This window comes from Schlesneria sp., assembly GCF_036405755.1.
Lineage (GTDB): Bacteria > Planctomycetota > Planctomycetia > Planctomycetales > Planctomycetaceae > Schlesneria > Schlesneria sphaerica.
The window spans coordinates 1-7,698 of sequence record NZ_DASWWZ010000657.1 but is presented as its reverse complement, the minus strand read 5'-3'; the positions used below and the strand labels follow the sequence as shown (position 1 = coordinate 7,698).

The following is a 7,698-nucleotide window of genomic DNA, read 5'->3' as shown; positions in this document are numbered from 1 at the left end:
ACTTCCGAGAGCCAGACCGAGACCCGACTTGATCAGTGATCGACGTGAAAAATCCATGGAAGTCCTCATTCAGAAACGGGCCTTGCGGGGCAAAGGCCCTTGCGTTCACCGATTGTCGATTCTTGCCAGACAACGTTCTCTCGCATCCAACGACTTCGCCTTGCGAAAGGAAAGATGACGTGGCGCCCGGGGCGACCGTGTTTCCGACATGGAAGAACGAGATCGGACGGCCGGGTGAATCTGAGCGTCATACAGGATGACCACGGCCGAGGATCCCGTTTGGAACCGCCCGGCCGTGAGGTGCATTCAGTTCTATTTCTTTGGCCAGTTCAGGTGACGATGGAGGAAGTCATAGGTTCCCTTGCCATTGATCGTATGCGGGCCATTGAAGAACTCGATCTCTGTCTGCTCGGGGATTCCCAGTTTGGAGTAATGCCGCCGGACTTTGGCATATTCAAAGCTCACCCACTCATCCAGCCCCACTCCGTCGTCATGACCACGCTCGACCATAAACGGACGGGGTGTCATCAGCATTGACAGTTCGGCGTAGTTGGCGACGTGTGCCATATTCCACTCGAAGATCTCGTATTCATGAGTGAAGACATAAGAGAACGGCAGATCGACGCTGGCGTTCTTGGTCACCCATTCATTGAAGTCAGCAGAACAGATCGACAGGCAGTAACCTGGCTGGCCTTCTTTTGATGTCAGCATCGGGGGAACCCGAACGGCCGTTTTCCCGCCGTACGACAGACCGTAAAAAGCCAGCCGGTTGGAATCCACGGCAGGCAGCGAAGCGAGCCATTTCAGCGTGACCTGATGCTGGGGAATGATGTAGCTGAAAAGAGACCGGCCAACTGGGTTGGATTTTCTCTGAAGTGTCCGGAATCGGTCTTTTCCCCGGTAAGGATTCTGTGGTGAATAGGCGATGAAGCCACGGCGCGCCAGTTCCGCGGCGAAGCCTTTGTAATAGGGGTAACCTTCTGTCCCCGGTCCGCTGATGGTGTCCATGGGGACCCCTTCCAGCCCATGCTGACAGACAACGACCGGACGCTTTTCATCTGCTTTGATACCCTTGGGGTAGAGCAGGATTCCGGCTGCGATGACGTCGGGGTAGGTGTCGAGCACAACTTCGTAGCCGGTGTAATCATCCGTCTCCAGGACTTTTCGAGTCCGGGGATTGAGCGGGATCGAAGGTTCGGGCAATTTCCCGATCAATTCGTTGTAGACATGGTCTCGCAATGGTTCGGCAGTCGATTCCCATTTCTCGACGGACGATCGATCGGCTTTGGCGAAAAGCTGGTCACGGACCTTGAAAGAATTTCGAAGCAGCTTCTGCGTGAAGTCGATCGCCTCTCCGACCTGTCGTCCCTGAACCGAACGCCAATTCACAGCTTCCGTGAGCGGCACCGATTTGCCGCGGGCTTCTGGTTTGAAGTCGCGCCAATCCGACTTTTGAGCCAGCGCCATGATCGCTGCATTGGAAGCCGCAGGACCCCTCCCATCACTTCCGCTTTCCACCAGCACGATGTGGTTGCCAGGTTTCAGCTTTTCGTAGATGGCTTTGGCTCGGTCGAACTCGATTCGGACCTGGGCCAAGTCCGCCGTCTTGATCTGACCGGGGGCGGCGCCACCCCGTCGTCCCGCCTGGACGGGTAGTGGTCCGTCTGTTTCGGGGATCGCACACGCTTCGATGATCAGTGGCCGCGGAGCGATCATCCCGGCGATTTCTGCATCGCCGAACTCAACCAGTTGTCGCCAGACGTTTCGATCAATCGGTTCCTGCCAAACCCCTTCGCGCGGCTGGAAGTAACCACTGACGAGAACTGAAGCAGGTCGAGCATCAATCGCAGCCGAATACAGCGCGATCTGGCCTCCGTCGCCAATACCGACGAGGGAGATCGGCAAGTTCCACTTGGTCGACTGATTCAGGCCGTCGAGGGCATCAATCGCGGCAAGGACCTTTTGAACTTCGTACCCGATCACATGTCGTCCGACTTCGAACGCCGATCGATAGACCCATTCCCGGTTCGTCTGATTGGTCATCGCGATTAAAGGGTTGCCAGCGAATTCGTCGGTGCGATCGATCAGCGTCGGAATCACGACCAGGAAGCCGTTTTCGGCCAGCACCTGCGGGAGCTTCGACGACGGGGTCCCCTGCTCCGTCGCCCCGGCGAATACATCAGGAGACCAGCGGGAATCGGGAATGGCAATCACGATACCGCGTGGACTTTCAGCTCCTTGCGGGACGAGAATCAGTCCTTCGGCCGTCATCCCGGGCAAAACGGGCCAGCGCTGGAATTGGGGCTCATAGTAGGCATGGGCGGGTTTCGTCTCGGCTGCCTTGAGGCCCGTGAACTTGAGGGGGCGCTCGAACTGAATGCCCTGAACCCGTTGATCAACGGCCCCAATGTACGTCCGAAGTTTTTGACGATAAGGCTCCAGACTGCTCTGATAGGCTTGTGCGCTGCTGTAGTCCCTCTTCCAGAGGGATTCACGCTGCTGCCGGGCTTTGTCGAGTTCTTTGAGGCTGAATTGATCGATCCCTTCGACCATCAGGACGTCCAGCGGCTGTTCCGCCTTGAGTGGCTCAGTGCCCGGGAAAGTGGCGGGACTTTCCTGCGCCGCACTCAGCAGGGGAAAAAGGCTAATCGTCAGCAGGAGGAACGGGACACGCATTACAGTCTCCATGAAGTGTTCTCAAATCGCCTCGGTTCCGCGTCAAAAAACCGTCGAGTATCGCTGTCGATCGCGGGGTGTCGTCCTTGTCCCGGACTCGACCTGCAATCCCATGCCCCGGTCGGCTGTTTCCATTGTGTCAGGATCCCCTGAGACGCCCTCTTAAGGGTCCGTTCTCAGCGAGCGATCTCCACGTGCCGCTAACGACATTACTCGAACAGGGCGGGCTGAGCAGAAAGGGGATTTTCATTCCTCTTCTTTAAGTTCAGCAATCCGGTACGAAACGAAGTACAGGCCACAGGGGACGGTCTCTGAACACGCATCAGCAAACTATGATGTCAGGCGCCTCGTTTTGACAAGCCTTGGACGCTGGGAATCGCTCTGTTCGCGGAGAGCCAAATTGTCGTGGAACTATCGGTGACTTGGATTCTTGATTAGAGTCCAAGGACACGGCATCGGCATTGTTTGTCGATGACTTCTTAGATTGCCACAAGTTCATGAGTCATGATGACCGCTTCGACCCCGCCCTGGTTAGTCCGGTTGACAGATCTGTTGCTGGATTATCGTCGGTGGTGGCTCGCATTGGCGATCCTGCTGACTGTTGCGGCCTGGTTTCCCGCTTCACGACTTCAGTTTGAGCAGTCGATCGAATCGCTGTACGCGAAAGAGAATCAGCGACTGGCGGCATGGCGGGAAAGCAAGCAAACGTTTGGTGGTGATGAATTTGTGGTCGTCGCCTACACGGATCCGGAGCTGTTCGATCCAGATAGCGACCGTCTTTCGGATGCGGCACGAGACCGGATTGAAGCGCTGGTCGAACAGCTTCAGCAAGTGAAAGGTCTTCAGTCAGACAGTATCCAGTACTTGTCGGTTGCGCTCCAGGCACCGATTGGACGGTCGATCATCCGCAAGCTGATGGAAGGTGTGCTGGTCGGCACTGACTCGCAGACGACCGCCATCTTCTGCCGGCTTGAGCCGGAAGGGACGGCCGAGATTCCCCGCGCCAGGACTTATCAGCTCGTTCGCGAGATTGCGGATGCCCACAATCCTCCTGCCGCAGTCGTGGGAGAGCCCGTTCAAGTACACGACATGTTTCGGTACGTCGAGGAGGATGGGGCGACGCTGGGTTGGGCATCGGCCATTCTGCTCATGACTGTGATTTTCGTTCTGTTCCGCAGTATCCGCTGGATGCTGCTGCCGCTGATCGTGGTTCAGGTCACGCTGATCTGGACGAAGGCTATCCTGGTGCTGAGTGGCATGCAGCTCAGCATGGTCAGTTCCATGTTGAACTCGCTGGTCACGATCATCGGCATCGCGACCGTCATGCACATCACGCTGCGTTATCGTGAGTATCGCTTTTCGAAGACCCCGGTCGAAGCGCTCCGTCAGACGATGCTGGATCTGTCGATTCCAATCTTCTGGACGATCGCGACCACGGCCCTGGGTTTTTCTGCGGTCATGATCAGCAATATCGCACCGGTGGTCAGCTTTGGGATCATGATGACCCTGGCCACACTGCTTGTCCTGGTGACGTGTGCCCTGGTGCTGCCAGGCGCGATCCTGCTGGGGGGATCCGAGAAGGTCCCGGGGCGTGCCCCGGCCGAGGACAGCGTGACCAAAGTCCTGGGTGGATTGACCAAGTCGGTCGAGTCGCGTCCCGTGCTGGTCGGAGGGGCGATGTCGCTGCTGACCATCTTCTGTGCGGCTGGATTGTTTCGGCTGCAGGTCGAGACCGATTTCAGTAAGAACTTCCGCAGTTCGAGTCCGATCGTCAAATCACTCAATCTGTTTGAAGAACGTCTGGGGGGTGCAGGAACCTGGGAAGTCAACTTCCCCGCTCCCCCCGAACTGGACAGTGCGTTTCTGGCACAGGTCAGCGAATTCACGGCTCAACTGCGTCAGCTTGAAGATCCCCAGTCACCGGGCCGTCTCACCAAGGTGATTTCCCTTACCGATGGTCTGGATCTCATCGGGTTCCTCCCTTTGTCCTGGCGTATTTCGGCGTTGGAACGGATGCAGCCTGACTTCGTGACGGGGCTCTATAACCCGGAACAGGGGCGGATGCGGATCATGCTGCGTGCCCGCGAACGACAGCCGTCCGCCTCGAAACTGGAACTGATCGCGAAGGTCGAGCAGCTTGCCGAACAACGATTCCAGGGGGCCCGATGTACCGGCTTGTTTGTGCTGCTGACGTACCTGATCGAGAGCCTGATGGGGGACCAGTTGACCAGCTTCGTCGTGGCTGCGTTGGCCATCATGGTCTGTGTCTGGATCGCCTTTCGCAGTCTGCCCCTGGCCCTGATTTTGTTGATACCCAATCTGTTCCCGATTGTGCTGGTGATCGGCACGATGGGGTGGATCGGCTTACCGATCAATATCGCCACCGCGATGATCGCCAGCGTGTCCATGGGTCTGACGGTCGATTCCAGCATTCACTACCTCTCCGGTTATACGGACGCCCGACGTCGCGGCCTCTCTTTTTCCCAGGCACTGCGGGAGACACATCAGGGGGTGGGACTCGCGCTGGTCTTTGCTAATGTGGCTCTGGTGGCGGGCTTCTCGGTCCTGGCGCTGTCACACTTTATTCCGCTGGTTTACTTTGGAATCCTGGTCAGTGTGGCGATGATCGGCGGTTTGCTGGGCAACTTGATCCTTCTCCCCTTGCTTCTTCGGCTGGTCGCTGGCGGGCACGCGGCTGCCACGGATTTGGAAACGATGCCTCAAACAGTGGGAGAGAATGGCGAAGAAGTCGTTCAGGCTTAACTTCCAGCTGTCCGCGAATTTCGGTGCTCCGAAGTCAAGAATCGTCTGCAAATCCGCTCTCCCATCACGAGAGCCGCCATGCCCGCGTTGTGACTTCAATGTAACTGATGAGCTGCGTTAAGGTTGCTACCTTAAAAGTCTGTCAATCACGATCCCTGTAAAACACCCAATTGACGAAGCTGACTTGCAGACTAGACTTATCGGGTCCCGCAGGAAGACGGCGCGAATGGATTTCCGTTAGGGCGATATCGGCTATCTCATCTTTACGATCGCCTACCCCTCCGACAAAAATAACCTGCGCAGTTGGAGGTTCGATGACGAGTGAAAATCTGGCAGTCCTGGCGACGCTTATCAAACAGCAGCGAAATGCCCTGCTGGTACAGTGGCGACAGCAAGTACGAAAGCTCCCCTCTGCACAAGGGTTAGATAACCCCACTCTCAACGACCACATTCCGGATTTGCTGGATGAACTGGCGGCGGCGTTGATCGTTCAGGCCCGGCAGGACATTGCGGAACCATGCAATGACAGCAGTCCTCGAATCCACGGATTGCAGCGGTTGAACGTTTCCTTCGAGCTCGAAGAGGTCGTGGCCGAGTACAATATTCTGCGAGGATGTATTCATGATCTGGCCGATCAGAATGGCGTGATCCTGCAGGGAGAGCCATTTCATATCCTCAACCGCGTGTTCGATCGCGCCATTGGACTGGCTTTGTCGACATACACTGCGCAGCAGGCGATGGACGTGCAGGAACGGCGACAGGAGTATCTGGCATTCGTGGCGCATGATCTCCGCACTCCGCTCAGTGCGATTTCCACCGCCGGTCGCGTGCTGGAAATGATGTTACCCCAACAGGTAATGAATGATCCCGATCTCGTTCAGTTGTTGAAAGCTCTGAACCGGAACGTGAAGCACCTGGAAAACTTGATCAGTAAAGTCATCGAAGAAAATACGCATCTGCAGACGGAAACAGGGATTCGACTCGAACGACGCGAGTTCGATTTGTGGCCCGTTGTCGAGTCAATCATCCTTGACTTCCGCCCGCTCGTTGAAGAGACCGGCACAAAACTGCTCAATCGTGTTCCCGATGAGACTGTTGTCTTTGCGGATGCCGGGCTGATTCGGCGCATCCTCCAGAACCTGATCGCAAATGCGATTCGCTATACCCCCGGCGGAACGATCGAGATTGGTGCAGAAAGACTGGAGACCTGCCCCGGGATTGCGAATTGCTGGGTCGCCGATAACGGATCAGGAATCCCTGCTGAACAACTCTCTCAGGTCTTTGACAAGGGGGCAACGGACCCCGAGAACGAAGAGGGAGAAGGTCTGGGACTGGCGATCGTAAAAGCCTTCATTGAAGCCCATCAGGGGACCGTGAGCGTCGACAGCAAAGTTGGCGTCGGTACGACCTTTCGTTTTTCCTTGCCAGACCGGACGAATCCGACCACGACATGTGCCTGATGTCGGGCGGAGCCTCTTCGGTGCTGCAACGTCGTCCCACGGGCGGAACAGGTGTCTCGGACGCAATGCGAGGGCTGCGTTGCGTCCTGCCTCGCCTGGTTGAGATCACTTATTTGCTGGCTTTGGCAATCAGTGACAGGAATTCGAACACCAGGTTGGCCGCGAGAATGGATGTGATGTTGGCCGAGTCGAACGGTGGCGAGACCTCCACCAGATCGAAACCGACGAGGTTCAGCCCATGCAAGCCTCGCACCAGTTGCAGCATCTCGTAGCTGGTGATGCCCCCGACCTCAGGGGTTCCCGTTCCGGGAGCGAAGGCGGGGTCGACCGCATCGATGTCCAGCGTCACGTAGGTCGGTCCCGCTCCGATCCGGGATTGCACTTCCGCCAGGACAGTATCGACCCCGCTGCGACGGAATTCTTCCAGCGTGATCATACGGGTCCCGAGCCTGATCGCATCGAGGTAGTCTTCCGGGCCATTGGTGGGGCCGCGAATTCCGATTTGAACGTAGGCGGCAGGATCGATCAATGATTCGTCCAGAGCCCGCCGGAACGGGGTGCCGTGACTGTACTTCTGGCCGGGATACTCCGAGTCCCACGTATCGGGATGAGCATCAAAATGGACAACCGCCACGGGGCCATACTTCTTCGCATGAGCCCGCAACAGGGGTAACGAGATGGAGTGATCGCCCCCCAGCGAGATCAGTTTGGGACCCGCAGCGAGAAACCGGGATGCCGCCCGCTCAATCTCGTGGTGAGTCGCAACGATATCGGGAGGGATCACGTCAATATCCCCCAC

General features: G+C 57.1%; 4 protein-coding genes. 2 read left to right on the top strand and 2 right to left on the bottom strand.

All coding sequences use genetic code 11. From position 1 onward, the window contains the following. Positions 1-312: 312 nt before the first annotated feature. Positions 313-2,676 carry a dienelactone hydrolase family protein gene (locus VGE80_RS21775; protein WP_440594106.1) on the bottom strand — a complete coding sequence of 788 codons (2,364 nt, stop codon included), beginning with the start codon at positions 2,674-2,676 and terminating at the stop codon, positions 313-315. A 504-nt stretch (positions 2,677-3,180) separates the two neighbouring features. On the opposite strand from VGE80_RS21775, the gene VGE80_RS21770 reads away from it, so the two are divergent. Further along, complete coding sequence (locus tag VGE80_RS21770; RefSeq protein ID WP_440594105.1) at positions 3,181-5,439, top strand: efflux RND transporter permease subunit; 2,259 nt, start codon at positions 3,181-3,183, stop codon at positions 5,437-5,439. A gap of 314 nt (positions 5,440-5,753) precedes the next feature. Next, complete coding sequence (locus VGE80_RS21765; protein WP_440594104.1) at positions 5,754-6,899, top strand: sensor histidine kinase; 1,146 nt, start codon at positions 5,754-5,756, stop codon at positions 6,897-6,899. A 109-nt stretch (positions 6,900-7,008) separates the two neighbouring features. Here VGE80_RS21765 and speB read toward each other — a convergent pair. Beyond that, positions 7,009-7,698: agmatinase (gene speB / locus VGE80_RS21760; RefSeq protein WP_440594103.1), on the bottom strand; the 690-nt coding region annotated here is incomplete at its 5' end.

What these genes read in the sequence shown, in the direction of transcription:
- VGE80_RS21775 (WP_440594106.1), bottom strand. Translation starts at nt 2,676, where the DNA reads ATGCGTGTCCCGTTCCTCCTGCTGACGATTAGCCTTTTTCCCCTGCTG.
- VGE80_RS21770 (WP_440594105.1), top strand. Translation starts at nt 3,181, where the DNA reads ATGATGACCGCTTCGACCCCGCCCTGGTTAGTCCGGTTGACAGATCTG.
- VGE80_RS21765 (WP_440594104.1), top strand. Translation starts at nt 5,754, where the DNA reads ATGACGAGTGAAAATCTGGCAGTCCTGGCGACGCTTATCAAACAGCAG.